The sequence below is a fragment of the Limnohabitans sp. Jir61 genome (assembly GCF_003063545.1).
Classification (GTDB): Bacteria; Pseudomonadota; Gammaproteobacteria; order Burkholderiales; family Burkholderiaceae_C; genus Limnohabitans.
Genome location: NZ_NESD01000001.1, coordinates 357,144 through 383,458 on the forward strand (window position 1 = coordinate 357,144; position 26,315 = coordinate 383,458).

Consider the following 26,315-nt stretch of genomic DNA (forward strand, 5'->3'; position numbering starts at 1 on the left):
TCAGGCGAGGCGTTTGTGATGACGTTCAATCTGTGCCCGCACCTGCACAGGCGCTGTGCCACCCAAGGTGTTACGCGCATTGAGTGAACCATGCAGGCTCAAGCAGTCGTACACATCTTTTTCGATGGCAGGGTGAAAGCTTTGCAGCACTTCCAGTGGCAGCTCAGACAAGTCGCAGTTGTGGCTGGCGGCTGCCTTCACTGCGTGAGCCACGGTCTCGTGGGCATCGCGGAAGGGCTGGCCTTTTTTCACCAAGTAGTCGGCCAAGTCGGTTGCTGTGGCAAAGCCTTTTTTGGCCGCGTCTTCCATGGCTTGGGCGTTGACGGTGATGCCGCCTTCTTTTTGGCTCGTGGCTGGGTTGACTTGGCCGCCCACCATTTCGCTGAAGATGCGCAGGGTGTCTTTGAGTGTGTCCACCGTGTCAAACAAAGGCTCTTTGTCTTCTTGGTTGTCTTTGTTGTAGGCCAGTGGCTGGCCTTTCATCAAGGTGATGAGGCCCATCAAGTGGCCGACCACACGGCCTGTTTTGCCGCGTGCGAGTTCAGGCACGTCTGGGTTTTTCTTCTGCGGCATGATCGAGCTGCCGGTGGTGAAGCGGTCGGCAATTTTGATGAAACCAAAGTTTTGGCTCATCCACAAAATCAACTCTTCCGACATGCGGCTGATGTGCACCATGCACAGGCTGGCGGCGGCGGTGAACTCAATCGCGAAGTCGCGATCGCTCACGCCGTCCAAGCTGTTTTGGCAGACTTGGGCGTTGCCGTGTTCATCGACCATGCCCAGTGTGCGGGCCACGCGTTCGCGGTCCAGTGGGTAGGTGGTGCCAGCCAAAGCGGCGCTGCCCAATGGCAAGCGGTTGGTGCGGCGGCGCACGTCGATCATGCGTTCGGCGTCACGGGCAAACATTTCCACATAGGCCAACAGGTGGTGGGCAAAGCTCACGGGCTGGGCCACTTGCAAGTGGGTGAAGCCGGGCAGGATGACTTCGACGTTTTTCTCGGCCACTTCGACGAGTGACTTTTGCAAATCGACCAACAAGTCGATGATCAGGTCCATCTCGCTGCGCAACCACAGGCGCACGTCGGTGGCCACTTGGTCGTTGCGGCTGCGGCCCGTATGCAGGCGTTTGCCCGCGTCGCCCACCAGTTGGGTAAGGCGCGCTTCGATGTTGAGGTGCACGTCTTCAAGGTCGAGCTTCCACTCGAATTGGCCGGATTCAATTTCAGACCAAATTTGCGCCATTCCTTTTTCAATAGCGGCTTGATCGTCTTTGCCAATGATGCCTTGGTGGCCCAGCATCTCGGCGTGGGCCAAGCTGCCCGTGATGTCGGCTTGCCACAAGCGCTTGTCAAAGAACACACTGGCGGTGTAGCGCTTGACCAACTCGCTCATGGGTTCAGAAAATAGGGCGGACCACGCTTGGGATTTTTTGTCGAGTTGGTTTGTCATATAGGCCAGATTTTATCGGGCTTGCGACGGTTTCCTGCCACGACGTTTTGCTTTCGTCTTGGCAGCGAGCGCTTTCTGCAAGCCAAACGCCAAGGCCCGCCTGCTAACATTTGTCGCAATTGATTTCGCCACGCGCCTCGTGGCCCTGAAAAAGCGAGTTTTGTTTTGTCCACTGCCTCTACTTCCCCTGTTTCCTTGACCATCGCCACCCGCGAAAGCCGCTTGGCCATGTGGCAAGCCGAGCACGTGCAAGCTTTGCTACAGGCTCAAGGCCACAGCGTGGCGCTGTTGGGCATGACCACACAGGGTGATCAAATCCTGGACCGCAGTCTCAGCAAAGTAGGCGGCAAGGGCTTGTTTGTGAAAGAACTTGAAGTTGCATTGGAAGAAGGCCGCGCCAACTTGGCCGTGCATTCGCTCAAAGACGTGCCCATGGATTTGCCCGAAGGCTTTGACCTGGCCTGCGTGATGGAGCGCGAAGACCCGCGTGATGCGTGGGTGTCGTCCAAATACGCGCACCTCAATGATTTGCCGCAAGGCGCGGTGGTGGGCACGTCTAGCCTGCGTCGCACCGTGCTGCTGCGTGCTCTGCGCCCCGATTTGAAGATCGAGCCCCTGCGTGGCAACCTCGACACCCGTTTGCGCAAGCTCGACGAAGGTCAGTACGACGGCATTGTGTTGGCCGCTGCAGGTCTCAAGCGTTTGGGCTTGGGCGAGCGCATTCGTCACATTTTTGAAACCACCGAAATGTTGCCCGCTGCAGGGCAGGGCGCCTTGGGCATTGAGGTGCGCAGCAACCGCGCCGACGTCGCCCAAGCCTTGGCCCCCTTGGCCGATGCCGCCACATGGCTGACCGTGACCGCCGAGCGTGCCGTGAGCCGCGCCATGGGCGGCAGCTGCTCTATGCCTTTGGCCGCACACGCCACTTTGACAGACGGCGTGCTGCACTTGCAAGCCGCTTGGGGCGACCCATCGGGCGCGCCCGTGTTGCTGCGTGCTGAAGTCAAGCAAGCTTTGAATGCGGCTGACCCTGCTTCGCGCGATGCAGCCAATGCATTGGGCGAATCGGTGGCGGCTCAGTTGCGTGCGCAAGGCGCTCACTAAAACCACCTTGCTGGCCATGCGCGTCATCATCACCCGACCTGCAGGCGATTCGCTCGCGTGGGTCGATGCACTGCAAGCCGCTGGCCACCAATCGCTGGCCTTGCCTTTGATTGATGTAGGCCCCGTGAGCAATTCGCAACCCGTTTTGCAGGCGTGGGCGCAGTGGCCCAACTTTCAAGCAGTAATGTTTGTCAGCGCACAAGCTGTGCGTTATTTCTTTGAATGCCAACCCGCCGCGCTGCAAGGCAGCAACGCCACTTGGACGAACGGCCCGCGCTGTTGGGCCACCGGCCCCGGCACGCACAAAGCCTTGCTGCAAGCGGGTGTGCCCGAGGCGTGCATGGATAGCCCTGCTGCTGATGCCGCGCAGTTTGACTCGGAAGCCTTGTGGCAACGGGTGTCAGCCCAAGTTCAAAGAGGCAAACCTGTGCTCATCGTTCGGGGCTTGGATGTCAACACCCAGCCGGATGCCGCGCTAAATGGCACAGGCCGTGATTGGCTTGCTCAGCAACTGCAAGCCGCGGGCGCATCGGTCCAGTTTGTGGTGGCCTATGAGCGTCGCGCACCCGAGTGGACAGCATCGCAAAGAACGCAAGCTGCCCAAGCCGCGATGGACGGCAGCCTGTGGTGCTTTAGCAGTTCCCAGGCCATCCAGAATTTAGCGCTGGCATTGCCAGCCCAAAGCTGGGTCCGTGCCCGCTGCATCGCCACCCATCCACGCATTGCACAAACTGCGCAGACTTTGGGTTTTGGTGAAATTCATCTGTCTAAACCGTCTCTGGCAGATTTATTAGTCTCATTAGAATCTCTGGCATGAAGCCAGAGCACGACGACACCCACAACCTCCCGCCTTTGGGCCACACCACAGAACCGCTTGCGAGCGCAAGTGAGTTCAACAGCGCGAACACGGACCAGACAACCGACACCAGCAAGTGGCTCACGCGCAGCATCGGCGCTTTGGCGGTGGTCGGCGCTGTGGGCTCGGGTCTGATGTGGGCCAAGCTCTCGGGCATTCAAGAACAACTCGCACGCCAAAGCGCTGACACCGGCAGCCAAGCCGTGGAAGCGCGTGTGACGTCTAAGCAAGCCGAAGAGCTGGCGCGCGAAACTGCGGCACGTTTGGCAGTGACCGATGCCAAGCTCAGCGAAGTGTCTCTGCAACGCAGCCAACTCGAAGAGCTGATGCAAAGCCTCTCACGCTCACGTGACGAAAACTTGGTGGTCGACATCGAGTCTGCCATTCGTTTGGCCCAGCAGCAAGCTCAGCTTACGGGGAGCGTGCAGCCGTTGTTGGCTGCGCTCAACTCTGCTGAGCAACGCTTGACCAAAGTCGCGCAACCGCGCCTCGCGCCCGTGTTGCGTGCTGTGACCCGTGATATCGAACGCATCAAATCCACCGCTGTGGCCGACACGCCTGCACTGTTGTTCAAGCTTGACGAGTTGGTGCGCGTGGTGGACACCTTGCCCATGGTCAACGCGGTGGGTGTGGTCAACAAAGACAAGCCATTGCAACCCGTGCCCGCCACTAGCTGGGCCAAAGCCATCAGCATGAGCTGGTGGGAGAAGGTGTTGTCGGATGTGTGGGATGACGCGCGAAGCCTGATTCGCGTGAGCCGCATCGACAAGCCTGAAGCCAGCATGCTCGCACCCGATCAAAGCTACTTTGTGCGTGAAAACCTGAAGCTGCGTTTGCTCAACGCCCGTTTGGGTTTGTTGGCCCGCCACTTTGATGTGGTGCAGTCCGACATGAAGCAAGCCAACGACGATTTGGCGCATTACTTCGACATGCAAACCCGCCAAGGCCAAACCACTTTGGCGCTGGCGCGTGAGGTGCTGACGCAGTCCAAGCAAATCGAGATTCCGCGCGTGGACGACACCATCGCGGCCCTCACCACTGCTGCAGCGGGGCGCTGACATGAGAGCAGCTTTGTGGTTTGTGGCCTTGTTTGGCGTGGCCGTGGCTTCGGCCTTGTTGGCCGGTGGTAATCAAAGCACGGTCACTGTGTTTTGGTCGCCGTACCGTGTCGACTTGTCGCTCAATTTGGTGTTGCTGGCACTCGTGGTGTTGTTCGTCATGTTGCACTTGGCATGGCGTGCTATGACGGCTTTGTTTGAATTACCGCACCAAGCTCGTCGCTGGCGCTTGCAACAAAAAGAGCGTGCCATGCACGCCGCTTTGTTAGATGCTTTGTCCGAGCTGTGGAGTGGCCGCTATGTGCGTGCCGTGAAGTCGGCCGATAAAGCGCTGGCTTTGGAAAGCCTATTGGCCTCGGTGCGTACCCCTGATGACCCTGCACCTCGTCACGCGCATCAGTTGCGCGCGGTGGCGCATTTGGTGGCTGCTGAAAGTGCGCACGCTTTGCGTGACCGTGACACACGCGTGTCGCACCTGCAAGCCATCATGGCGATGAACCGTGATGAGTCTGGCGAGACCGTGGAAGAAACCATGGAGTCCGCCTACTTGGCCGCTGCTCGTTGGGCTATGAGTGACCGCGATGCACCCGAGGCCATGCGTTGGTTGGATGGACTGCGTCATGGTGCTGCACGCCGTATGCTGGCCTTGCGCATGCGCCTCAAAGCAGCACGCCTAAATCAACAACACCGCACGGCATTAGAGACGGCGCGTTTGTTGTCTAAGCACGGTGCGTTTTCAGAAACCGCAGGTCAAAGCTTGTTACGCGAGTTGGCTGTTTCCAGTTTGAACGAGGCGCATGACAGCGCCCAATTGCAACGCGCGTGGGAAGGCTTAGAAGCTTCTGAGCGCAACCAACCCGAAGTGGTGCTGCATGCTGCACAACGCATGCTCAAACTCAGCGGCGAAGCCACGGCCGTGATGCCTTGGCTCACACCGTTGTGGAACCGCATGGTGCAGCAGCCCGACAGCTGCACACCCGCCATTCGCGAGCGCGTGGCCCAAACCTTGGCCCGTGCTTTGTTGATGTTGCCCACTGACCCCGAGTGGTTGGCAAGCATCGACCGCGCACGTCAAACTTACCCACGCTGGGTGGAGTTGCAGTACTTGGCTGGCATGGTGTGCTGGCATCACGCCTTGTGGGGTAAGGCCCAACAGATGCTGGAGCAAGCTGCACCGCAACTCTCCCATGCCGACATGCAGCGCCAAGCGTGGCGCACCTTGGCTCAATTGGCTGAGCAAAAAGAAGACACGGCACGTGCCCAGTTGTGTTGGAAACGAGCCGCTGAAGTGGCTGCATAAAGCAGCAGTGCTTTAGTCATGCCATCACCTGTACATGGCCGTAGCTGCTGCGCAGCATGTTTTACCTAGAGGGTCAAACATCACTACACACCACAAACAAAAACGGCCTAGATTTCTCTAGGCCGTTTTCTTTTGGGACTCACCACCCCTTGCGGGGTGAGGGTGGTTTACAGATCCTTGCGGGTCTCAACCAACACCAGTGGGCCTTCATCCAAGATCACCAGCGGTGGACGCTCACGTGGCACATGCACGGGCTTAGGCTCGGCTGCGATGGCGGCTTGCACGGCTGCGATGCGTTCTGGATTGGAGTTGACCCATTCCAAACCGCTGCCTTGGGCCACGGCTTGCATGTCGGCCACAGGCAATGTGAACGCTTGAACGCGTGGCATGCCAGAGCGGGCGGGGGCTGCAGGTGCAGCTTGCGGCGCTTCATCACGGGGTGCGTGACGTGGAGCGCGCTCTTGACGCTCAGCACGAGGTTCGCGTTGCTCGCGTGGTTCACGCGGTTGGCGTGGCTCACGTGGTTCGCGGGCTTCTTGTGGCGCTTGCTCGTTTGATGCGTGGTCATGAGCTGCGTGGTCGTGCTCAGCAGTGTGGCCGTTGTCGGCGTGTTCTGCAGAACCTTCTTCACGTGGTGCGCGGTCGCCACGCTCGCGGCGGTCACGGCCGTAGCGGTCGCGTGAGCGGCGCTCACGACGCTCGCCACCGTTCTCGTCGGTTTGCGGGGCTTGGCCTTCAGCAGCTGCTGCGTTGTCGAGCGGCAAGACTTCTGGGTTGCCGTTCTCGTCCAAGCGAGGTGCGCGTTCACGGCGACCCTCGTTGCGCTCGCCGCGTGGGCTGCGTTCGCGACGGCCTTGACCACCTTCACCACGTTCTGCACGATCACCGCGCTCTGCGCGAGGTTCGCGTTGCTCATTACCGCCTTCGGTGCTTTCGCCACGCTCTTCGCGGGCCATGCGCTCGTTGCGTGCTTTGGCGCGTGCTTCGGCTTGGGCTTCAGGTGAGGCGTTGTTGTCGAGGGCGGCTTGGCCTTCGGCATTACGAACTTCACCATTTCGGCCTTCGCCGCGTCCACCGCGGTTGCGGTCTTGGCGTGGAGCGCGACCTTCGCTGCGACCACCTTCACCGCGCTCGGTACGCTCGCCGCGCGCTGGGCGCTCGCCACGGGCCTCAACGCCTTCAGCGTTGCGATCGTTACGGCCTTCAGCGTTGCGACCTTGACCTTCAGGGCGCTCACCGCGCTCGGCACGGTCACCACCACGGCCACCGCGACCACCACGGCCGCCTCGGCCATTGGCGCTGCGGCCATCACGGCGCTCGCCGCGTTCGCCTGGCTTTTTGTCGCCCACGGCTGGCTTGGCTTCTTCTTTTGAGTCGCTGCTGAACAAACCAGTGAACCAACCCCACAATCCGCCCGATTTAGCTTCGGGTGCTTTGGCCGCAGGCTTAGCGCCACGTGCTTGTGCAGGTGCTTTCGTAGGTGCAGCAGGCTTTGGCTCATGTGCTGGCGCAGGTGCATCAGGCAACACGCCTTTGATGACGGGCGTTTGCTTGTTGGTAGGTTCTTGTGAGCGGCGTGTCACGGCGGTTGGGTCTTCAAACTCCTCGGCCATTTTGTAGCTGGCTTCCACGCGGTCGAGGCGTGGGTCGTCGTGTTTGAGACGCTCCAACTTGTAGTTCGGTGTTTCCAGTGTCTTGTTAGGCACGAGCAACACGTTCAAGCGTTGTTGGATTTCAATCTTGGCAATTTCAGTGCGCTTTTCGTTCAACAAGAACGAGGCCACTTCCACCGGCACTTGGGCGTACACGGCGGCCGTGTTGTCCTTCATGGACTCTTCTTGGATGATGCGCAAGATTTGCAGCGCCGAGCTCTCGGTGTCACGCACGTGGCCAGAGCCACCGCAGCGTGGGCAAGGAATCGAAGCACCTTCGCTCAGTGCAGGACGCAGGCGTTGGCGGCTCATTTCCATCAAGCCGAATTTGCTGATGGTGCCAAATTGCACGCGGGCGCGGTCGTGGCGCAAGGCTTCGCGCAAGCGGTTTTCCACGTCACGGCGGTTGCGGCTTTCGTCCATGTCAATGAAGTCGATGACGATCAGGCCGCCCAAGTCGCGCAAGCGCATTTGGCGGGCCACTTCGTCGGCGGCTTCCAGGTTGGTGCGAGTGGCAGTTTCTTCGATGTCGCCGCCTTTGATGGCGCGTGCCGAGTTGACGTCCACCGATACCAACGCTTCGGTGTGGTCAATCACAATCGCGCCGCCTGATGGCAGGTTGACGGTACGGGCATAGGCCGACTCGATTTGGTGTTCGATTTGGAAGCGGCTGAACAGCGGGGTTTCGTCGCTGTAGCGCTTCACGCGAGCGGCGTGCTCAGGCATGACGTGGGCCATGAACTGGTGCGCTTGCTCATAGATGTCATCGGTGTCGATCAAGATGTCGCCGATGTCATGGTTGAAGTAGTCGCGGATGGCACGAATGACCAAGCTGGATTCTTGATAAATCAAGAACGCGCCTTTGGCACCCTTGGCACCATCGATGGCAGTCCACAACTTGAGCAAGTAGTTCAAGTCCCATTGCAACTCGGGGGCGCTGCGGCCAATGCCAGCAGTGCGCGCGATGATGGACATACCTTTGGGGTATTCCAATTGGTCCATCGCTTCTTTGAGTTCTGCGCGGTCGTCGCCCTCGATGCGGCGGCTAACGCCGCCACCACGCGGGTTGTTGGGCATGAGCACGACATAGCGACCGGCCAAGCTGATGAAGGTGGTCAGGGCTGCGCCCTTGTTGCCACGTTCTTCTTTTTCCACTTGGACCAAGAGTTCTTGGCCTTCTTTGATGGCGTCTTGGATACGGGCTTGGCTCGCAGACACGCCTTCGGCGAAATACTGCTTGGAGATTTCTTTGAATGGCAAGAAGCCGTGGCGGTCTTCGCCGTAGTCCACAAAGCAAGCTTCGAGCGAAGGCTCGACGCGGGTCACGACTGCTTTGTAAATGTTGCCTTTGCGCTGTTCGCGACCTTCGATTTCGATTTCATAGTCGAGCAGTTTTTGGCCGTCGACGATGGCCAGGCGGCGTTCTTCCGACTGGGTTGCATTAATGAGCATCCGTTTCATGATGCGGTTCCTTCACGAGTCAAATCATCACAGGCCCATGACGGGCCAACGATGCCTGAGGGACGTCAGAGAACGAAGGGAATTGCCGCTGAGACCGTCGCCTCCACGCTAATCAATGTGAGATCAGCGCAGGGGACGGTGGGTGGGCGCGTGGATAAGGGCAAGAAGTCGCGGTTGTCCTGTTGTCGAGTGCGTGGCTTGATGAGCCGGTGCAGGGGAGACAGGGCTGGTCCAGCTGGCAAGGGTGCGACGCGCAACGCTGCACACAGTCGGTGGCAAAAGCCACTCTGTGCAGAGTTCCATCAACATCAACATTGCCACAACCATCGTTTTTGCTTCTTGCAGTAATCCGTCATGAAGGCTTTTCAAAAGAGCCTCCACAACTTGGGGTATTCCGTTTCAGTGTTTTCTGAGCGTCGGCTCAACTTTTGGGGCGAGGGCCACTCAGTCTCTTGGGTACTGGGTCTGCGTCTCGGGCACAAAAGGGGCATCGACCTTACCGCGTTCGTCAGTACATGGTCTAATCTCTGTTAAATCAAGCACTTAGAGCAAAACGCTGGTGAATCACATTATAGGGGCTTCGGCCCCAACCCCCGCCCCCTCGGTAAAAACACTGACTGTCGACGAAGACTCGGCTGGTCAGCGCCTAGACAACTTCCTCATGCGCCACCTCAAGGGCGTGCCAAAAACCCACGTCTACCGCATCATTCGCTCCGGCGAGGTGCGGGTGAACAAGGGCCGCGCCTCTGCCGAGCAGCGCGTGGAGGCGGGCGATTTGGTGCGCTTGCCGCCGGTGCGCGTGTCCGCCCAAGTGCAGGCCAAGGCTGATGCGCCTGCCCCAGCCCGTGAATTTCCGGTGCTGATGGAGGACGAGGCCATGATGGCCATCGACAAGCCCGCAGGCGTGGCCGTGCACGGTGGCAGTGGCGTGAGCTTTGGTGTGATTGAGCAACTGCGCCGTGCCCGCCCAGCCTCGACCAATTTAGAGCTGGTCCACCGCTTGGACCGCGAAACCTCAGGCGTGCTGCTGGTGGCTAAAAAGCGCAGCGCCCTCAAACACCTTCAAGACCAGTTCCGCGACCGCGAAACAGGCAAAACTTATTTGGCCTTGGTGCTGGGCCTGTGGCCGTCTAACAAGAAGGTGATTGACTCGCCTCTAATGAAATACACCATTCCGAACGGCGTGGGTGAGGGCGAACGCCGTGTCAAAGTGGTGGGCAAGGACGACCCCAATGGCATGCGCTCCATCACGCTCGTGCGTGTGGCACGCACCGTGGGCCCTTACACGCTGCTGGAAGTGACCATCAAAACCGGCCGCACCCACCAAATTCGTGTGCACTTGGCCAGCCAAGGCCACCCGATTGCGGGCGACGACAAATACGGCGACTTCGAACACAACAAACTCTTGCAGAAGATGGGCCTCAAGCGCATGTTCTTGCACGCGTGGCAGCTCAAGTTCCAGCATCCGCAAAGCCACCGCCCCGTCAGCCTGCAAGCGCCGCTGCCGCCGGAGCTGAAAAACTTTGTGGACGGCATTCAGCCACCCATCATTCAACCGCACCTCGACGTATGACCACACGCCCGCGCCAGTTTGATTTGATTGCCTTCGATTGGGATGGCACGCTGTTTGACTCCACGCAAATCATCACCCGCTGCATTCAAGCCGCGGTTGTGGATGTGGGTGGGGTCAAGCCCACAGATGAGGCGGCGTCTTATGTGATTGGCATGGCCCTGATGCCTGCGCTGGCCCATGCCGCACCCGATGTGCCGCATGACAAATATCCGTTGTTGGGCGAGCGCTACCGCTTCCATTACATGAAGCACGCCAACGACATCGCTTTGTTTGAAGGTGTGTTGCCCTTGCTGGCCGCTTTGCGTGAACGACACCACTGGCTCGCCGTGGCCACCGGCAAAAGCCGCCGTGGCTTGGACGACGCTTTGCACACCGCTGAACTCAAAGGCGTGTTTGATGGCTCGCGCACGGCAGACGAAACCGCCGGCAAGCCCCACCCACGCATGCTGCACGAGCTGATGCGTGAGTTTGGCGTAGAGCCCGAGCGCACCTTGATGATTGGCGACACCACACACGACCTGCAAATGGCCGTGAATGCGGGCTGCGCCAGTGTGGGTGTGAGCTATGGTGCGCACGACCACGGCCAGTTTGAACCCTTGAACCCACGATTCATCGCGCACTCTGTGAAGGAGTTGCACGACTGGTTGTTAGCCAATGCTTGATCGCCATGACTGACCTCGCTTCGCAAATCATTCCTCTTTGCAACAGCGCCGATTTGGCCGAAGGTGGCCGAGCTGTGCCGTTTGACGTTGTGTTTGCTGGCCAAACCTGCCGCGCCTTTGCCATCCGCTTTGAAGGCCAGCCCCACGCTTACCTGAACCGCTGCACCCATGTGGCCATGGAAATGGATTTCCAGCCCGACCAGTTCTTTGATGCCTCAGGCCGCTGGCTGATGTGCGCGACCCACGGGGCCGAGTACGCGCCTGACACGGGCGAGTGCGCAGGCGGCCCGTGCCGCGGTGGCTTGGTCAAAATTGACCTCTCTGAGAACGATGGCGTGGTCCACTGGCATACTGCGTACAACTTGAAGCCTTTCGAATTTCTAGATTAATTTGCGAAAACCCACTGACATGTCCGAGTACCACGAAAACCAAGAAAACCCCAGCCACAAAACGGTGTGGGAGCGCGACACCTTGGAGCGCTTGGCGTTTGCTACGCTGGCCGAGCAACGCGCGAGCCGCCGCTGGCGCATCTTTTTCCGCTTTGCATGGTTGGCGCTGATCATTGTTTTGCTGTGGACGGGCGCACACAAGGGCGGCATGGGCGGCTCTAGTCCCAGCCAGCCGCACACCGCTGTGGTGGCCATCAAAGGCGAAATCGCCGATGGGGCAGATGCCAGCGCCGAGTGGGTGGTGACGGCTTTGCGCGCTGCGTTTGAAGACGAAGGTTCGCAAGCGGTGGTGTTGCAAATCAACTCGCCCGGGGGCAGCCCTGTGCAAGCGGGCATCATCAACGACGAAATTCGCCGCTTGAAAGAAAAACACAAGAAGCCCGTGTACGCCGTGGTGGAAGAGTCTTGCGCCTCTGCCGCGTATTACATTGCGGTAGCAGCGGATGAAATTTACGTGGACAAAGCCAGCATCGTGGGCAGCATTGGCGTGCTGATGGACGGTTTTGGCTTCACTGGGTTGATGGATAAGCTGGGCGTTGAGCGTCGCTTAATGACTGCTGGCGTGAACAAGGGTTTCTTAGATCCTTTCAGCCCCCAAACCAAAAATCAACGCGCCCATGCGCAAACCTTGCTGGATCAAATTCATCAACAGTTCATCAAAGTGGTGCGCGAAGGGCGTGGCAAACGTTTGAAAGAAACCCCAGAGTTGTTCAGCGGTTTGTTCTGGAGCGGTGAGCAAGCGGTGGACCTTGGCTTGGCTGATGGTTTGGGTAACCTCGACTACGTGGCCCGCGAAATTGTGAAAGCCGAAGACATCATCGATTACACCCGCCACGACAACGTGGCCGAGCGTCTGGCCAAGCGCTTTGGCGCTGCCATGGGTGAAGGTGCTGTGCGTGCGATGCAAACCATGCCTGCCGTGCGTTGATTCGTGTTGATCCGCGCTGATATTTAAAGAGCTGCGAGCGACTTGGTCGCTTCGGCTCAAAGCAAAAAGGCTCCGAAAGGAGCCTTTTTTCATGATGCCTGTGTCGCGTTATTTACCAATCAAAAACACAGTCGGTTCACCCGAGATTTGGGCCTTGCCCGCACTGCGCCACGCTTGCACAGTTTTGCAGTGCACTTGCATGCTGGCCATGGTCAAGCCGCTGGCGCGGGCCAAGCGGGTGTTGCCTTGCAGGCCGTTGACCAACGCATCCCATAGGGCTTGGTTGCGGTAGGGGGTTTCGATGAACAGTTGAGTTTGGCCGTGTTTGGCCGCGAGGTTTTCCAACTCGCGCAAACGCTGCGTGCGTGCTGCGCCGTCTTGCGGCAAGTAGCCCACAAACGCAAAGTTTTGCCCGTTCAAACCACTGGCTGCCAAGGCTAGCAGCAACGACACAGGGCCAACCAGCGGAACCACGCGAATGCCTAGTTCGTGTGCGGCGCGTACCACCGACGAGCCAGGGTCAGCCACTGCAGGCATGCCCGCTTCGCTGACCAAGCCCACATCGTGGCCAGCCAACGCTGCTTTGAGCATGGGCTTGGCATCAAACTCGCCCGTGTGGTCGCCTTTTTTGTGCACCTCGCGGGGCAGTTCGGTGATGGTGTTTTCTTGAATCGTTTTGGCCAAGGGCACTTGGGCATCGACGCGCTTTAAAAAGGCGCGGGTGCTTTTGGCGTTCTCGGTAATCCAGTGCGTCATGCCCGCTGCCACGCGCAAGGTTTCTTGCGGCAGCACATCGGTGATGGGGGCTTGGGTGTCACAGCCAAAGTCCAGCGGTGTGGGCACGAGGTAGAGCGTGCCTTTTTGCGTACTTGTGGTCATGGCTTCATGGCTCCTAACAAGTCAATGCCAGCGGCACGCAGGAGGCGGGCGGTGCGGATCATGGGCAAGCCAATCAGGGCAGTGGGGTCGTCGTTGTCAATGGCGTCAAGCAGAGCAATGCCTAGGCCTTCGCTTTTGGCGCTACCGGCGCAGTCGTAAGGTTCTTCGGCGCGCAGGTAGGCTTCAATTTCGGCATCGCTCAGCTCGCGAAAGCGCACCTTGATTTGTGCGAGTTCGGTTTGTTCAAAGCCGCTGGCTTGGCACACCACCGACACGGCGGTTTGAAACACCACGGTTTGGCCGCGCATGAGTTGCAGTTGCGACACGGCGCGTTCGTGGGTGCCGGGCTTGCCCAAGGGTTCGCCGTTGAGGTCAGCCACTTGGTCTGAGCCAATCACCACCGCGCTGGGGTGAAGCGCGGCTACGGCTTTGGCTTTGGCCAGCGCCAAGCGGGTGGCGAGGGCTTGCGGGGCTTCGCTAGGTAATGGCGTTTCGTCCACATCGGGGCTGACCACGTCAAAAGGCACGCGCAAACGTTGCAGCAGTTCGCGGCGGTATCGGGAGGTAGAGCCCAAAATCAGGGCGCGTTGTGCAATAGACATGGATGGATTCTCTTACACTGGCGCGCATGCAAAAACCAAAGAACCTTCACAGCCTTGATGTCAAAGCCTTTGCCAAGGCGCAAATGCACCTGGAGGGTGACACCCCCGTGGTTGAATTTGAGCGCTTGGCCGCAGACTGCAGCGGCGAGGTGACGGGCCACGTGACTTGGTCGGCGCAAGGTGCGATTGATCCCGAGCAGCGTGGCAAAGACGATGCTTGGCTGCACCTCGAAGCCAAAGCCACTGTGCCCTTGACCTGCCAACGCTGCTTGCACCCCGTGCCGGTTGAGTTGCTGATTGAGCAAGATTTCCGTTTCGTGGCCGATGAAGCCACAGCTGTGGCCGAAGACGATGAGTCTGAAGAAGACCTCTTGGTGCTGGAAGACAGCTTTGATTTGATGGGGCTGATTGAAGACGAACTGCTGATGAGCTTGCCTTTGGTCCCCATGCATCCAGCGTGTCTGAGTGAGCAGGCGCCAACTTCAAAAGAAGAAGAGGCCATCATGGCCGAAGCCAAACCCAACCCGTTTGCCGTGCTGGCATCGCTCAAAACACGCAAGCACTAAGACCTGAGGAGTTGGGCTATAATTTCAGGCTTCGCGTCACGCTGACCCTTGGTTAGTTAGTGGCCAAACGGTTTACCAACATTTAGTTCCAGGAGCCAATCATGGCTGTTCAACAAAACAAAAAATCTCCTTCCAAGCGCGGCATGCACAACTCGCACACAGCGTTGACAGCTCCCGGCACAGCCGTTGAGCCAACGACTGGTGAAATCCACTTGCGTCATCACATCAGCCCCACCGGTTTCTACCGTGGTCGCAAAGTGTTGAAGACCAAGTCTGAAGCTTAATTACTTCATACCTCATTGGCCCGTGGCTGTCTTTGGCGCCTCGGGCTTTTGTTTTTTTGACGAGAAGAAACCTGCATGACCACTCTTGCTGTTGATTGCATGGGTGGCGACCATGGCCCGCGTGTCACGCTGGTGGCCTGTCGCCGTTTCTTAGATACGCACCCAGACGCCAAACTCTTGTTGGTCGGTCTGCCTGATGCGCTGTCAACTTTCTCCCATCCCCGTGCTCAAGTCGTCGCGGCCTCTGAAGTGGTGGCCATGGACGACCCCATTGAAGTGGCATTGCGCCGCAAAAAAGATTCGTCCATGCGTGTGGCGATTGAGCAAGTCAAGACCGGTGCCGCTCAAGCCGTGGTATCTGCTGGTAACACGGGTGCATTGATGGCGATCGCACGTTATCTTCTTAAAACCATTGACGGCATCGATCGCCCAGCCATTGCGGGCCGCATGCCCGACTTCAAAGGCGGCGGCACGACCATGCTTGATTTGGGTGCCAATGTCGATTGCACGCCGCATCACTTGCTGCAGTTTGCTGTGATGGGTTCTGCCTTGGTGTCGGTGCTCGATAACATCGAAAGCCCCACCGTTGGTTTGTTGAACATCGGCGAAGAAGACATCAAAGGTAACGAAGTTATCAAGAAAACCGGCGAATTGCTGCGAACTGCTGCTAACTCTGGTGATTTGAACTTTTATGGCAATGTCGAAGGCACAGACATTTACCAAGGCACAGTCAATTTGATCGTGTGCGATGGTTTTGTGGGCAACGTGGCCCTGAAAGCCAGCGAAGGCTTAGCGCACAAGATCAGCGAAACGCTTAAAAATTCGTTTACGCACAACATCTTCACGAAAATTGCAGCCATCTTCGCTTATCCTGTGCTTTCTGACTTCAAAGACAAGGTCGACCACCGCCGTTACAACGGTGCGGCCCTGTTGGGGCTCAATGGCATCGTGTTCAAGAGCCATGGATCTGCCGATGATGTAGCCTTTGGTACTGCTTTGAACCGCGCGTATGATGCAGCTCACCATAACTTGCTCGAACGTGTGCGTTCTCGAATTGCCCATGCGGCTCCTTTGTTAGCCCTAGGACAATCAGACGTCTCGGCCTGAGCCACCTGATTAATGACCCTTTTCTCCCGAATCACTGGCACTGGTAGTTTTCTCCCTCCCCGCCGGTTGACCAACGCAGACTTGGTCGCGGAACTTGCCACACAAGGTGTGGAAAGCTCTGACGAATGGATTGTTGAGCGCACAGGCATCCGTGCCCGCCACTTTGCCGCCCCCGAGGTGAGCAGCAGCGACCTGGCCTTTGAAGCTTGCAAGCAAGCCTTAGAAGCCGCGGGTCGCCGCCCCCAAGACATTGACCTCATCATTGTTGCCACATCCACACCCGATATGGTGTTCCCATCGACCGCGGCCATCTTGCAGCACAAACTCGCCCAGTTGGACGAAGATGCAGCTGGCATTGCTGGCGCTCCCGCGTTTGACGTGCAAGCGGTGTGTAGCGGCTTTATTTATGCCCTGACCGTGGCGGATGCCATGATTCGCGCGGGTAACGCCAAGCGTGCCTTGGTGGTGGGTTCTGAAATTTTTTCGCGCTTGCTCGACTTCCAAGACCGCACCACTTGCGTGTTGTTTGGTGACGGCGCTGGCGCTGTGGTGCTGGAGGCTTCTGATACGCCCGGCATTTTGGCGACCGATATTCACGCCGATGGCAAGCATGTGGGCATCTTGTGTGTGCCTGGCCATGTGCGCAACGGCAACATCTTGGGCGACCCTGTGCTCAAGATGGACGGTCAAGCTGTGTTCAAGCTGGCAGTGGGCTTGCTCGAAGGCGCGGCCCGCACCGTGCTGGACAAAGCTGGCTTGACAGAGGCCGACATTGATTGGTTGGTGCCGCACCAAGCCAACATCCGCATCATCCAAAGTACAGCCAAAAAGCTGAAACTACCTATGGAAAAGGTCGTTCTGACCGTTCACGATCATGGCAACACCTCGGCGGCTTCCATTCCGCTGGCGCTGGACAAAGCCGTACGCAGTGGCCAAGTGAAAAAAGGCGAAACCCTCATGCTCGAAGGCGTGGGTGGCGGCTTCACATGGGGTGCGGTGCTGGTCAAGCTGTAAGTCTGCGCAAGACTTGGTGTGACAAACTTCTAAATACGTTATGACTTCATTTGCTTTTGTATTTCCAGGTCAAGGCTCTCAATCCGTCGGCATGCTCGACGCTTGGGGCGACAACCCTGTGGTGGCTCAGACTTTGGCTGAGGCGTCTGACGCTATGGGCGAAGACATTGCCAAGCTGATCCATGAAGGCCCCAAAGAAGCTTTGGGCTTGACCACCAACACGCAACCTGTGATGCTGGTCTCAGCTGTGGCCGCGTATCGTGCTTGGTTGGCCGAAGGTGGCGCCGTGCCTAGCCTGGTGGCTGGCCATTCCTTGGGTGAATACTCCGCCTTGGTCGCTTCTGGCGTGTTGACTTTGGCGCAAGCCGCGCCTTTGGTGCGCTTTCGTGCGCAAGCCATGCAAGAAGCCGTGCCCGTGGGTACAGGCGCCATGGCTGCTATTTTGGGTATGACTGCTGCGCAAGTGATTGCTGGCTGTGCCGAAGCACAAGCCACATTTGGTGCAGGTTCTGCTGAAGTAGTGGAGGCTGTCAACTTCAACGACCCCGGTCAAACCGTGATTGCTGGCAGCAAAGCTGCTGTGGAAAAAGCTTGCGAAGTGCTCAAAGCCAACGGTGCCAAGCGCGCCTTGCCTTTGCCCGTGTCTGCACCTTTCCATTCCAGCTTGATGAAGCCAGCGGCTGAGCGCCTCAAAGAAAAACTCGCCGCCACAAGCTTTGCCGCAGCGCAAATTCCTGTGGTGAACAACATCGACGTGACGGTGGAAACCGACGCCGACCGCATGCGTGACGCCCTCTACCGCCAAGCCTTTGGCCCTGTGCGTTGGGTCGAGTGCGTGGCAGCCATCAAGGCACGCGGCGTGACCACTTTGGTCGAGTGCGGCCCAGGCAAGGTCTTGGCTGGCATGGCCAAGCGCATTGATGCAGATTTAACAGGCTTGCCTTTGTTTGACCCCGCCAGCATGGCCGAAGTCAAAACTGCGCTGGCTTAACCCAAAGAGAAGAACATGAGCGAACACAAACAACACATTGCCTTGGTGACTGGCGCTTCGCGCGGCATCGGTGCAGCCATTGCCCAAGAGTTAGCCCAACAAGGCTATTTGGTCATTGGCACGGCCACGTCAGATGATGGCGCGGCCAAAATTACCCAAGCTTTGTCAGCTCACGCAGGTTGCCGCGGTGCGAACCTGAATGTGAATGACTCAGCTGCGATTGATGCTTTGTTGGAACAAATCACCAAAGACCATGGTGCTTTGCATGTATTGGTGAACAACGCTGGCATCACCCGCGACACCTTGGCCATGCGCATGAAAGATGACGATTGGGATGCTGTGCTCGACACCAACCTCAAAGCCGTGTTCCGCATGTCACGCGCCGTCATGCGCCCCATGATGAAGCAGCGTTATGGCCGCATCATCAGCATCACCAGTGTGGTGGGCGCATCGGGCAACCCCGGTCAAGCCAACTATGCAGCTGCTAAGGCCGGTGTGGCTGGCATGACCCGCGCATTGGCGCGTGAGTTGGGCAGCCGCGGTATCACGGTCAACTGTGTGGCTCCAGGCTTCATCGAAACCGACATGACGGCCTCATTGCCTGAAGAACAACAAAAAGCCTTGCTGGGCCAAATCCCGTTGGGACACCTCGGCAAGCCTGCAGACATTGCACACGCTGTGGCCTATTTGGCGGGCGCGCATGCCAGTTATGTGACGGGCCAAGAACTGCACGTCAACGGTGGCATGTTCATGGCGTAAAGCCATTTGCATCAAAACACACAACAGAATCAATACGGTCAGTCCGTCCGGTTAAAATAGCGGTCTTATTCACAACCCTTAGAGGGAATCCATGAGCGATATCGAACTACGTGTCAAAAAAATCATTGCTGAACAACTCGGCGTTGAAGAGTCTCAAGTTACCAACGAAAAAGCCTTCGTGGCCGATTTAGGTGCTGACTCCCTGGACACAGTGGAATTGGTGATGGCATTGGAAGATGAGTTTGGTATTGAAATCCCAGACGAAGATGCCGAAAAAATCAACACCGTGCAAAACGCGATTGACTACGCGTTGACACACAAAAAAGCCTAACTACTAGGAACACCGCATGAGCCGTCGTCGCGTCGTCGTGACCGGCCTGGGTTGTATCAGCCCCGTGGGTAACACGGTGGCAGACGCTTGGGCCAATCTTTTAGCTGGTAAATCTGGCATTGCCAACATCACGCGCTTCGACGCGTCCGGCATCAATTGCCACTTCGCTGGTGAAGTGAAAGATTTAGACCTTGACCAATACATCCCTCCAAAAGAGGCGCGTGCAATGGACAAGTTCATTCATTACGGCATTGCTGCGGCGGTGCAAGCGGTTCAAGACTCAGGCCTCGCCACTGGCGAAGCCCTGAGCGAAGAAGAAGCGACGCGCATTGGCGTCGTGATTGGCTCTGGCATTGGCGGCTTGCCGCTGATTGAAAGCATGCACGACGAAATGTTGGCCAAAGGCCCACGTCGTATTTCGCCTTTCTTCGTGCCAGCGTCCATCATCAACATGATTTCTGGTCACGTGTCCATGCGTTACGGCTTCAAGGGCCCTAACTTGGCCGTGGTCACAGCCTGCACCACAGGCTTGCACAGCATCGGCGAAGCCGGTCGTCACATTGAGTACGGCGATGCCGACGTGATGATCGCTGGCGGTTCTGAGGGCTGCATGTCGCCCTTAGGCGTGGGTGGCTTTGCCTCCATGCGAGCACTGTCAACCCGCAACGATGACCCTGCGACTGCCTCACGTCCTTGGGACAAAGACCGCGATGGTTTCGTCTTGGGCGAAGGTGCTGGCGTCATGGTGCTCGAAGAATACGAACATGCCAAAAAGCGTGGTGCCAAAATTTACGCTGAACTCGGTGGCTATGGCCTGAGTGCAGATGCGGGTCACATGACCGCACCTAATATGGACGGCCCACGTCGCGCCATGCTGAGCGCTTTGCGTAATGCTGGCGTGAATGCTGATCAAGTGGACTACTTGAACGCACACGGCACATCCACACCGCTGGGCGACATCAACGAAACCAACGCCATCAAGGCTGCCTTGGGCGATCACGCCAAGAAGACGGTGGTCAACTCGACCAAGTCGATGACTGGCCACTTGTTGGGCGGCGCTGGCGGCATTGAGAGTGTGTTTACGGCTTTGGCGATTTATCACCAAAAGAGCCCACCCACCATCAACATCTTCAACCAAGACCCTGAGTGCGACTTGGACTACTGCGCCAACACCGCACGCGACATGAAGATCGATGTGGCTCTCAAAAACAACTTCGGATTTGGCGGCACCAACGGCGCGTTAGTTTTCAAACGCGTCTAAGGCTTTTGCCATGTACAACGCCCCATCGGTTTCATATCCGGTGGGGCGTTGTGCTTTTCAGCATTGGCTTTTTGTTGGGTTTGCCGTGTTCACGTCAGCGGTGCTGTTGGCTTGGGCGCTGAACCAGGGTTTGACTGCAACTTGGTATGTGGCTGTTGCCGCCGCAGTACTCGGCTTACTTTTGGGATGGTGTGCATTGGGTCAAGCAGGCACGCTCACCTGGGATGGCCAAGTGTGGTGTTTGCACGACCAACGCTTAGGTCTCGAAGATGCTTTGGGCGACGTGCATGTGGCGCTTGATGTACAAAAAGCCTTGCTTTTACGCTGGCAACCCACATCTGACAAACTGAATGCAAAACCGCAGTGGTTGTGGTTGGGCTCGCAAGCCTCAGACTACCGTTGGCAAGATTTACGTCGCGCTGTGTACCAGCGCACGGATAAGTGATTAAGGAAACAAACATGGCGCGTCCATTTGTATTGAAACGTTCGCTCTCTCTTGGCGTGTTGTGCGCCTCTTTATGGGCCACAGGCCTGCAAGTAGCTATGGTGCAGCCTGCTGCTGCGCAGATTGTGAAAGGCTTGCCTGACTTCACTGAGTTGGTCGAGCAAGTCGGCCCCTCGGTGGTGAACATCCGAACGCTTGAGAAGGCGGCGACGCGTGAAGCTCAAGGTAACGAGCCCGATGCTGAGATGCAAGAGTTTTTCCGTCGGTTTTTTGGCGTGCCCATGCCCATTCCCAACAATCCCAATGCGCCGCGTCAGCAACGCCGTGGTCAGTCTGAAGAAGCGCAGCCTAGAGGTGTGGGCTCGGGCTTCATTCTGTCGACCGATGGTTTTGTCATGACCAACGCACACGTGGTCGATGGCGCAGACCAAGTGATGGTGACCTTGCCTGATAAACGTGAGTTCAAAGCACGCATCGTGGGCTTAGACAAGCGCACCGACGTCGCTGTGGTGAAGATTGACGCTACTGGCTTGCCAGCTGTAAAGATTGGCGATGTCAACCGACTCAAAGTGGGCGAGTGGGTCATGGCCATTGGTTCGCCTTTCGGTTTGGACAACACGGTGACCGCCGGCATCGTGAGCGCCAAACAACGCGACACGGGTGACTACTTGTCTTTCATTCAAACCGACGTGGCCATCAACCCCGGCAACTCAGGTGGGCCGCTCATCAACATGCGCGGCGAAGTTGTGGGCATCAACAGCCAAATCTATTCGCGTTCTGGCGGCTTCATGGGTATCTCGTTTGCTATTCCTATTGACGAAGCTGTGCGCGTGAGTGAGCAGCTGCGTGCCACAGGCAAAGTACAACGTGGTCGCTTGGGTGTGCAGATCGACCAAGTCAACAAAGAAGTGGCCGAGTCGTTGGGTCTATCCAAAACGCAAGGTGCTTTGGTGCGTGGGGTGGAGCAGGGCTCGCCAGCGGAGAAGGCTGGCATAGAGCCGGGTGACATCATTCTGAAGTTCGAAGGCAAGACCATCGAGAAGTCGACTGACTTGCCTCGTATGGTTGGCAACACGAAGCCGGGCACACGCAGCGCCATTCAGGTTTGGCGTCGTGGCAGCACGAAAGAGATGCACATCACGGTGGGCGAGTTTGAAGCAGATAAGCCTGTCAAGAAAGCGGCTGCTGAAGAAAAACCCCAAGCCAGTAACGTTGCAAAGGTGTTGGGTCTGACAGTGGGTGAATTGACGGATACCCAAAAGAAAGAGCTCAAATTGCGCGGTGGTGTCCGCGTGGATGCTGTTGCAGAGCCTGCTGCACGCGCTGGTATTCAAGAAGGTGATGTGATTTTGGCCTTGGCTAACATCGAAACGCCCAATGTGCAGAGTTTGGAAGCGCTGACTGCCAAACTCGATCGCAGCAAGCCTGTGAGCCTCTTGATTCGTCGAGGTGAGTGGGCGCAGTACACGGTCATACGTCCTGTGCGTTAAATCCCTTTGCGAAAGTCGGAAATAGGGGCATCAAAAAAATATTTTTTTGGGTCACAAAAATAGTTTTTAAGTTGGTGCTTACTAATTTAAATAATGTGTTCAAGCCCTTTTTGTATAGAATCGAGGGGCTGAATGCGTTTTTGCGATATATCGCAAGCCCAAAACTCCACGATACGGGATTGGCTGATCAACTCCACAGGTGTTCCACAGATCACCCACAAGTTGCCCCCAAACCCCTTTGTCAAAATGTTAATAAGTTGTGGATAAATTCATGTTGCGAACCCGCAACGAGGCCTCACATGCGTCGAGGTCTCTATGCAAATCGGGGTTTTTGCCTACAATGAACTCCCAACTTATGCAGTTGCCATTGCTTGTTGGTTCCGGGCGCGTCAGCGAATGACGCGCCCTTTTTTCTTGGCGCTCTCCCTTTGAATTCAATCACTTAAGTGCTCCCGTTGATGAACAACATCAGAAACTTTTCAATCATTGCCCACATCGACCACGGCAAATCAACGCTTGCAGATCGTTTGATTCAGCGTTGCGGAGGACTTGAAGAGCGCGACATGTCTGCGCAAGTTCTCGACTCGATGGACATCGAAAAAGAACGTGGGATAACTATCAAAGCACAGACCGCTGCGTTGCAATACAAAGCGAAAGATGGACAGGTCTACAACCTGAATTTGATCGACACACCGGGTCACGTTGACTTCTCATACGAAGTGTCGCGTTCACTCTCTGCATGCGAAGGTGCGTTGCTTGTTGTCGATGCTTCGCAGGGTGTGGAAGCACAAACGGTTGCTAACTGCTACACCGCACTCGACCTCGGTGTGGAAGTGGTCCCCGTGCTCAACAAAATGGATTTGCCCAACGCAGATCCAGAGAACGCCAAAGCAGAAATTGAAGACGTCATTGGTATTGATGCCACCGACGCTATTCCATGCTCAGCCAAAACAGGCTTGGGAATCGATGAAATCTTAGAAGCCGTGGTGGCCAAAATTCCGCCACCGCAAGGCAACAAAGACGCGCCCCTGCGCGCCATGATCATTGACAGCTGGTTTGACAGCTACGTGGGCGTGGTGATGTTGGTGCGTGTGGTCGATGGTCGTTTGGGTAAAGGCGAGCGTTTCAAGATGATGGCCACCGAGGCCGTCTACAACGCCGACAACCTCGGTGTGTTCACCCCTGCCAACGAGCCACGTCAGTCGCTCGAAGCTGGCCAAGTGGGCTACATCATTGCGGGCATCAAAGAACTGCAAGCCGCCAAGGTGGGCGATACCATCACTTTGGAAAAGAAGCTGCCTAACAACTTAGGCCCAGCAGAGCAAGCCTTGCCTGGCTTTAAAGAAATTCAGCCACAGGTGTTCGCGGGTTTGTACCCCACCGAAGCCAACCAATACGACGGCTTGCGCGATGCGCTGGAAAAGCTCAAGCTCAACGACGCATCGTTGCAATACGAGCCTGAAGTGTCGCAAGCGCTGGGCTTTGGTTTCCGTTGCGGCTTCTTGGGCCTGTTGCACATGGAAATCGTGCAAGAGCGCTTAGAGCGTGAGTTTGACCAAGACCTGATTACCACCGCGCCTAGCGTGGTGTACCAAGTGGTCATGCCCGGTGACGAAGTGGTGATGGTTGAAAACCCATCCAAGATGCCCGACCAAGGCAAGCTGCACGAAATTCGCGAGCCCATCGTGACCGTGCACCTTTACATGCCGCAAGATTACGTGGGCGCAGTGATGACACTGGCCAACCAAAAGCGCGGCATTCAAATGAACATGGCGTACCACGGTCGCCAAGTGATGTTGACGTATGAGATGCCTTTGGGCGAAATCGTGCTTGACTTCTTTGACAAGCTCAAATCGGTCTCGCGCGGCTATGCCTCGATGGACTATGAATTCAAAGAGTACCGCGCCTCTGATGTGGTGAAAGTCGACATCTTGCTCAACGGCGAGAAGGTCGATGCCTTGTCCATCATCGTGCACCGTTCACAGTCACAGTACCGTGGCCGTGCCGTGGTGGCCAAGATGCGCGAGATCATCAGCCGTCAGATGTATGACGTGGCGATTCAAGCCGCCATTGGTGCCAACATCATTGCGCGTGAAACCATCAAGGCTTTGCGCAAGAACGTGCTGGCAAAATGCTACGGCGGCGACATCAGCCGCAAACGCAAGCTGCTTGAGAAGCAAAAAGCAGGTAAGAAGCGCATGAAGCAAATCGGTTCGGTGGAAGTTCCGCAAGAAGCCTTCTTGGCGATCTTGCAGGTGGAGGATTAATGGCTACGTTGACCGCATTCGTACTGGCAGCCTTTGTGGGCTACGCTGGTTCTTGGTATCTGGGCATGATCGAAGGCAACTTTGCCTTGCTCATGTTCATGGCCACCGTCGTCACCGGCATTTACTGGTTGGCCGAGCAGTTCTACTTCTTGCCCCAGCGTAAAGCTGCGGCTGAAGCCCTGCAAGCCCAAGCCGACAAACGCACCGCTGAGTTGAATGCCCAGGGTATTACTCAAACCGATGTAAACGTGACCGAGGCCAAAGAGCGTCTGTACATGCAGCCTTGGTGGCTGGATTGGACAGCGGGCCTGTTCCCCGTCATCGCCGTGGTTTTTGTGTTGCGCTCATTTTTGTTTGAGCCCTTCAAAATTCCATCGGGTTCCATGATTCCCACTTTGCATGTGGGCGACCTGATTTTGGTGAACAAGTTCCACTACGGCGTGCGTCTGCCTGTGCTCAATACCAAGCTGACCGATGGCAACCCTGTGCAGCGCGGCGATGTCATGGTGTTTCGCTACCCACCCAAACCTAGCCTCGATTACATCAAGCGCGTCATTGGCGTGCCCGGTGACGAAGTGGCTTACTTGAACAAGCAGCTCACCATCAACGGTCAACCCGTTGCCAAAGCACCGCGTGCGGATTTCTTTGAGCAAGACAGCATGCGTTACATCACGCAGTTTGAAGAAAAGCTGCCTGTGGGTTCCAAGCCTTCCGAGATGAAGGACATGCGCATCCACAACCTTTTGAACGACAAGGACCGTCCTTCGTTCATTCCGGGTGCGGAAGACTTCGCATTCAAAGACAACTGCCACTACACCGTCGAAGGCGTGACCTGCAAAGTACCAGCTGGCCACTACTTCATGATGGGTGACAACCGCGACAACTCACTCGACTCGCGCTATTGGGGCTTTGTGCCTGAGCAAAACATCGTGGGCAAAGCCTTCTTTGTTTGGATGAACTTTGGCAGCCTCTCGCGCATCGGCGCATTTCAATGACATCGCGCGCACGTTCAGACCGACCCAGCCCGTCTCAACAACAAATCCTTGAGACGCTTCAAGCGCGCTTGGAGTACACCTTTCAAAACCCTGCGTTACTCACGCAGGCGCTGACGCACCGCAGCTTCAGCTCTGACCATTACGAGCGCTTGGAGTTCTTGGGTGACTCGGTGCTCAATTTGGCCGTAGCCAATATGCTCTACAAGCAGCTCGGCACTTTGCCTGAGGGCGACTTGTCCCGCGTGCGCGCCAACTTGGTCAAGCAAGACACTTTGCACCACTTGGCGGTTGAGCTGGGCTTGTCTGGCATCCTGCGTTTGGGCGAGGGCGAGATGAACTCTGGCGGCCAAAAGCGCCCCTCCATCTTGGCTGATGCCCTCGAAGCTGTGTTGGGTGCGGTGTATCTCGACGCAGGTTACGTGGCTGCAGACGCTTTGGTGCAACGCATTTTTGCCAAGGTTGAAATCAACCCCGACATGCAAGCCGTGGGCAAAGACGCCAAAACCGAATTACAAGAATGGCTGCAAGCACGCAAGTTCAAGCTGCCTATCTACCGTGTGGTGGGCACCTTGGGTGCAGCGCACAAACAAACGTTTGATGTGGAATGTGAAGTTCCAGAACTAGCCCGCTGCGAGCGTGGCATTGGCGGCTCGCGCCGCGCAGGAGAGCAAGCCGCCGCAGCAGCCATGCTCCAAGTGATTAAAGAGAATCTATGAACCCCCACGCACATCACTTCGTGTATTCGCTGCCCCCCGAGGGGGCGCTGGCCTCCTTAGAGGCGGCTCGTCAGGAGGCCACAGCATGACCACTCCAAACAACGAACAAACCTTGC

25 protein-coding genes are annotated in these 26,315 nt (G+C 57.1%); 21 read left to right on the top strand and 4 right to left on the bottom strand.

Features of this window, described 5'->3' with window-relative positions:
• On the bottom strand, positions 1 to 1,449 hold the full coding sequence (gene argH / locus B9Z35_RS01765; protein WP_108281943.1) for an argininosuccinate lyase: 1,449 nt from the start codon (positions 1,447 to 1,449) through the stop codon (positions 1 to 3).
• A gap of 228 nt (positions 1,450 to 1,677) precedes the next feature.
• Between argH and hemC the strand changes: the two genes are divergently transcribed.
• Genes hemC through B9Z35_RS01785 form a run of 4 tightly spaced genes read left to right on the top strand, consistent with a single transcriptional unit; the run spans position 1,678 to position 5,767 of the window.
• Complete coding sequence (gene hemC, locus B9Z35_RS01770) at positions 1,678 to 2,553, top strand: hydroxymethylbilane synthase (protein ID WP_233246486.1); 876 nt, start codon at positions 1,678 to 1,680, stop codon at positions 2,551 to 2,553.
• Positions 2,534 to 3,370, top strand: coding sequence for a uroporphyrinogen-III synthase (locus B9Z35_RS01775; protein WP_370444103.1), 837 nt, complete (start codon positions 2,534 to 2,536; stop codon positions 3,368 to 3,370). Before hemC ends, B9Z35_RS01775 begins: the two co-directional genes overlap by 20 nt.
• Complete coding sequence (locus B9Z35_RS01780; RefSeq protein WP_108281945.1) at positions 3,367 to 4,467, top strand: uroporphyrinogen-III C-methyltransferase; 1,101 nt, start codon at positions 3,367 to 3,369, stop codon at positions 4,465 to 4,467. The genes B9Z35_RS01775 and B9Z35_RS01780 overlap by 4 nt, the downstream gene beginning before the upstream one ends.
• A gap of 1 nt (position 4,468) precedes the next feature.
• Positions 4,469 to 5,767, top strand: coding sequence for a heme biosynthesis protein HemY (locus B9Z35_RS01785; RefSeq protein WP_108281946.1), 1,299 nt, complete (start codon positions 4,469 to 4,471; stop codon positions 5,765 to 5,767).
• A gap of 167 nt (positions 5,768 to 5,934) precedes the next feature.
• Here the strand turns inward: B9Z35_RS01785 and B9Z35_RS01790 are convergent, their stop codons facing one another.
• Positions 5,935 to 8,880, bottom strand: coding sequence for an Rne/Rng family ribonuclease (locus B9Z35_RS01790; RefSeq protein WP_108281947.1), 2,946 nt, complete (start codon positions 8,878 to 8,880; stop codon positions 5,935 to 5,937).
• A gap of 559 nt (positions 8,881 to 9,439) precedes the next feature.
• Here B9Z35_RS01790 and B9Z35_RS01795 point away from each other — a divergent pair.
• Genes B9Z35_RS01795 through B9Z35_RS01810 form a run of 4 tightly spaced genes read left to right on the top strand, consistent with a single transcriptional unit; the run spans position 9,440 to position 12,492 of the window.
• Positions 9,440 to 10,453 carry an RluA family pseudouridine synthase gene (locus tag B9Z35_RS01795; protein ID WP_233246444.1) on the top strand — a complete coding sequence of 338 codons (1,014 nt, stop codon included), beginning with the start codon at positions 9,440 to 9,442 and terminating at the stop codon, positions 10,451 to 10,453.
• Positions 10,450 to 11,115 carry an HAD family hydrolase gene (locus B9Z35_RS01800; RefSeq protein WP_108281948.1) on the top strand — a complete coding sequence of 222 codons (666 nt, stop codon included), beginning with the start codon at positions 10,450 to 10,452 and terminating at the stop codon, positions 11,113 to 11,115. The genes B9Z35_RS01795 and B9Z35_RS01800 overlap by 4 nt, the downstream gene beginning before the upstream one ends.
• Positions 11,116 to 11,120: 5 nt before the next feature.
• Entirely contained in the window at positions 11,121 to 11,504 is a 384-nt protein-coding gene (locus B9Z35_RS01805) for a Rieske 2Fe-2S domain-containing protein (RefSeq protein ID WP_108282779.1), read from the top strand.
• 19 nt (positions 11,505 to 11,523) lie between these two features.
• Entirely contained in the window at positions 11,524 to 12,492 is a 969-nt protein-coding gene (locus B9Z35_RS01810; RefSeq protein WP_108281949.1) for a S49 family peptidase, read from the top strand.
• Positions 12,493 to 12,600: 108 nt separating this feature from the next.
• Here B9Z35_RS01810 and B9Z35_RS01815 read toward each other — a convergent pair whose 3' ends face one another.
• On the bottom strand, positions 12,601 to 13,371 hold the full coding sequence (locus B9Z35_RS01815) for an SAM-dependent methyltransferase (RefSeq protein ID WP_108281950.1): 771 nt from the start codon (positions 13,369 to 13,371) through the stop codon (positions 12,601 to 12,603).
• The gene (locus tag B9Z35_RS01820; protein ID WP_108281951.1) at positions 13,368 to 13,973 is read right to left on the bottom strand and encodes a Maf family nucleotide pyrophosphatase; all 606 of its coding nucleotides are present in this window, start codon (positions 13,971 to 13,973) and stop codon (positions 13,368 to 13,370) included. Before B9Z35_RS01820 ends, B9Z35_RS01815 begins: the two co-directional genes overlap by 4 nt.
• Before the next feature lie 2 nt (positions 13,974 to 13,975).
• On the opposite strand from B9Z35_RS01820, the gene B9Z35_RS01825 reads away from it, so the two are divergent.
• The 13 genes from B9Z35_RS01825 (at position 13,976) to rnc (ending at position 26,199) form a co-directional block, all read left to right on the top strand.
• Positions 13,976 to 14,539 (top strand): DUF177 domain-containing protein, encoded by a 564-nt coding sequence (locus tag B9Z35_RS01825; RefSeq protein WP_233246445.1) that lies wholly within the window; start codon positions 13,976 to 13,978, stop codon positions 14,537 to 14,539.
• Positions 14,540 to 14,640: 101 nt separating this feature from the next.
• Positions 14,641 to 14,823 (top strand): 50S ribosomal protein L32, encoded by a 183-nt coding sequence (gene rpmF, locus B9Z35_RS01830; RefSeq protein ID WP_100131470.1) that lies wholly within the window; start codon positions 14,641 to 14,643, stop codon positions 14,821 to 14,823.
• A 75-nt stretch (positions 14,824 to 14,898) separates the two neighbouring features.
• Positions 14,899 to 15,930, top strand: a complete 1,032-nt coding sequence (gene plsX / locus B9Z35_RS01835; protein ID WP_108281952.1) for a phosphate acyltransferase PlsX — start codon at positions 14,899 to 14,901, stop codon at positions 15,928 to 15,930.
• A 12-nt stretch (positions 15,931 to 15,942) separates the two neighbouring features.
• Entirely contained in the window at positions 15,943 to 16,944 is a 1,002-nt protein-coding gene (locus tag B9Z35_RS01840; RefSeq protein ID WP_108281953.1) for a beta-ketoacyl-ACP synthase III, read from the top strand.
• Positions 16,945 to 16,984: 40 nt separating this feature from the next.
• Positions 16,985 to 17,935 (top strand): ACP S-malonyltransferase, encoded by a 951-nt coding sequence (fabD, locus tag B9Z35_RS01845; RefSeq protein ID WP_108281954.1) that lies wholly within the window; start codon positions 16,985 to 16,987, stop codon positions 17,933 to 17,935.
• Positions 17,936 to 17,950: 15 nt separating this feature from the next.
• Positions 17,951 to 18,694 (top strand): 3-oxoacyl-ACP reductase FabG, encoded by a 744-nt coding sequence (gene fabG / locus B9Z35_RS01850; RefSeq protein WP_108281955.1) that lies wholly within the window; start codon positions 17,951 to 17,953, stop codon positions 18,692 to 18,694.
• Between the two features lie 91 nt (positions 18,695 to 18,785).
• Positions 18,786 to 19,025, top strand: coding sequence for an acyl carrier protein (gene acpP, locus B9Z35_RS01855; protein WP_104801359.1), 240 nt, complete (start codon positions 18,786 to 18,788; stop codon positions 19,023 to 19,025).
• A 16-nt stretch (positions 19,026 to 19,041) separates the two neighbouring features.
• The gene (gene fabF / locus B9Z35_RS01860) at positions 19,042 to 20,286 is read left to right on the top strand and encodes a beta-ketoacyl-ACP synthase II (protein WP_108281956.1); all 1,245 of its coding nucleotides are present in this window, start codon (positions 19,042 to 19,044) and stop codon (positions 20,284 to 20,286) included.
• Between the two features lie 10 nt (positions 20,287 to 20,296).
• Positions 20,297 to 20,731 carry a hypothetical protein gene (locus B9Z35_RS01865; RefSeq protein ID WP_108281957.1) on the top strand — a complete coding sequence of 145 codons (435 nt, stop codon included), beginning with the start codon at positions 20,297 to 20,299 and terminating at the stop codon, positions 20,729 to 20,731.
• Positions 20,732 to 20,745: 14 nt separating this feature from the next.
• Complete coding sequence (locus B9Z35_RS01870) at positions 20,746 to 22,221, top strand: DegQ family serine endoprotease (RefSeq protein ID WP_108282781.1); 1,476 nt, start codon at positions 20,746 to 20,748, stop codon at positions 22,219 to 22,221.
• Between the two features lie 458 nt (positions 22,222 to 22,679).
• On the top strand, positions 22,680 to 24,488 hold the full coding sequence (gene lepA, locus B9Z35_RS01875) for a translation elongation factor 4 (RefSeq protein ID WP_108281958.1): 1,809 nt from the start codon (positions 22,680 to 22,682) through the stop codon (positions 24,486 to 24,488).
• Positions 24,488 to 25,483: a signal peptidase I gene (gene lepB / locus B9Z35_RS01880; protein WP_108281959.1), complete on the top strand. Its 996-nt coding sequence runs from the start codon at positions 24,488 to 24,490 to the stop codon at positions 25,481 to 25,483. Before lepA ends, lepB begins: the two co-directional genes overlap by 1 nt.
• Positions 25,480 to 26,199 carry a ribonuclease III gene (gene rnc / locus B9Z35_RS01885; protein ID WP_108281960.1) on the top strand — a complete coding sequence of 240 codons (720 nt, stop codon included), beginning with the start codon at positions 25,480 to 25,482 and terminating at the stop codon, positions 26,197 to 26,199. Before lepB ends, rnc begins: the two co-directional genes overlap by 4 nt.
• Positions 26,200 to 26,315 lie beyond the last annotated feature (116 nt).